Origin of the sequence: Gilliamella sp. wkB108 (assembly GCF_001690195.1) — a bacterium.
GTDB lineage: Bacteria > Pseudomonadota > Gammaproteobacteria > Enterobacterales > Orbaceae > Gilliamella > Gilliamella apicola_L.
This window is the reverse complement of sequence record NZ_LZGM01000119.1, coordinates 1-1,768: the sequence shown is the minus strand read 5'-3', so window position 1 is coordinate 1,768 and position 1,768 is coordinate 1. Positions and strand designations below refer to the sequence as shown.

The 1,768-nt window shown below is 36.7% G+C and carries 4 protein-coding genes; all 4 read right to left on the bottom strand.

What is annotated here, in order from left to right; all coding sequences use genetic code 11:
- The coding region (locus tag A9G11_RS14850) for a VENN motif pre-toxin domain-containing protein (RefSeq protein WP_442902994.1) at nt 1–230 on the bottom strand (230 nt) is incomplete at its 3' end.
- 11 nt (nt 231–241) lie between these two features.
- Entirely contained in the window at nt 242–379 is a 138-nt protein-coding gene (locus A9G11_RS14525; protein ID WP_176701284.1) for a hypothetical protein, read from the bottom strand.
- Nucleotides 380–438: 59 nt separating this feature from the next.
- The gene (locus tag A9G11_RS13320) at nt 439–765 is read right to left on the bottom strand and encodes a hypothetical protein (RefSeq protein WP_065620068.1); all 327 of its coding nucleotides are present in this window, start codon (nt 763–765) and stop codon (nt 439–441) included.
- A 10-nt stretch (nt 766–775) separates the two neighbouring features.
- The coding region (locus A9G11_RS13315; RefSeq protein WP_176701283.1) for a VENN motif pre-toxin domain-containing protein at nt 776–1,768 on the bottom strand (993 nt) is incomplete at its 5' end.

The following is a 1,768-nucleotide window of genomic DNA, read 5'->3' as shown; positions in this document are numbered from 1 at the left end:
CCTATTGTATTCGTTCGAATAACTCGCCAAGAAATCACAGCAGCTTGAACCATCCAGTTATTCTCAACCGCATTTTTACTACTATTCACTCCTGTTGTTATATCACTTTCATCGCCTCCCATACTTGCTATGGTGAGTCCTACCGCTAGCTGAGTTAAGGCACTGATGTTATCTTTTTCTTCTTCCGTTAGGTCTTTTACATCTCTATCTCCATATAAGGCTTTTTGGATAATTGGGGCTGCTATCTCCCCTGTGACTGCACTCGCTCCGCTACTACTGCTCCCAGTATTGCATGTGCCACTAAATTCGCTACCGGACTATCTGTTTTCCATTCCCCATTTTCCGCATGACCTGTGTGGAGTTTTATCTGTTCGGCCACACAGATCACTTATATAAAAAATCCCAGTTTTTAGGCTGGGAACTTTAATTCAATAAATACTAAAAATCAGACCATTCTGAATATTCAATATCTTCAGGTGTTAATTCTTCATAACCATCTTCTTTTAACATTGCATTAAAGTTTTTTATGGTATTTTCTAAAGCCTTTTCAATGGTATCACCATCACCTAAAGCACTTTGAGGGTAACCATCATCAAATTTACGTTTAATTCTAACATCACTTATTCCTGTATATGAGCCAAACTGAGACTCACAGACTTTAATTTTCATTTTGGCGTAAGGTAAAATTCCAACCATCCAAACTGTAAACTCAGCCACAGTTTTATCAATTCCACTCACATTATCAAGTTTTAAATTATGCCACATAAAATATCCCCTATTGTTTACCAAATGATACTATTCTCTTATCTGCGGCTATGTCAATATATTTACCATTTTTATAATATCTTGTTACATTTTGTGTATAGCCTTTTACATTTTTTACAACTCTTGCTCCTCTTAAATTCTTTGCAAACTCTTTAGCCTGATTCAAATAGTGTTCTGGGGAATCAGATTTCAACTCCTTACCATGTTTATTATAATGTTTTAATAACGAATCCGCAGATTTTCCCTCGGCACCCTCATGCCATTCTTCTTCAATTTTATTGTTATTTTTTAAAAAATAATCTTGCCAATCTTTTTCTATAATCTGATTATTAGCAATATCAGACGTTATTTCAGTATTACTTAATGTATTATCATTAATTATGCTATTTATACTCTTATCATTTGATTCACTTGCTAATTGATTTGCATTTCCATATCTATCATAGGTTTTTAGTACTGCATTTTCGAAGTTACTATCTCCCATCGGATCAACTAATGCAAGGTCAATTAATTTCCTTTGTTCAAGCGTAAGACTGGTTAAAAAAGATTCGGCCTCAGCAATACTTAATCCTCTTCCAACGAGTACATCTACTGCTGTAATTGTCACTGGTTGACCTATTGTATTCGTTCGAATAACTCGCCAAGAAATCACAGCAGCTTGAACCATCCAGTTATTCTCAACCGCATTTTTACTACTATTCACTCCTGTTGTTATATCACTTTCATCGCCTCCCATACTTGCTATGGTGAGTCCTACCGCTAGCTGAGTTAAGGCACTGATGTTATCTTTTTCTTCTTCCGTTAGGTCTTTTACATCTCTATCTCCATATAAGGCTTTTTGGATAATTGGGGCTGCTATCTCCCCTGTGACTGCACTCGCTCCACCTACTACTCCTGAGTGACCTTGTAGCTCCGCTACCACCGCTCCTAGTATTGTATGTGCCACTAATCTCGCTGTCTCATTATCACCTGCTTGTTTTTTTATCTCTGTTGCTATCCATGG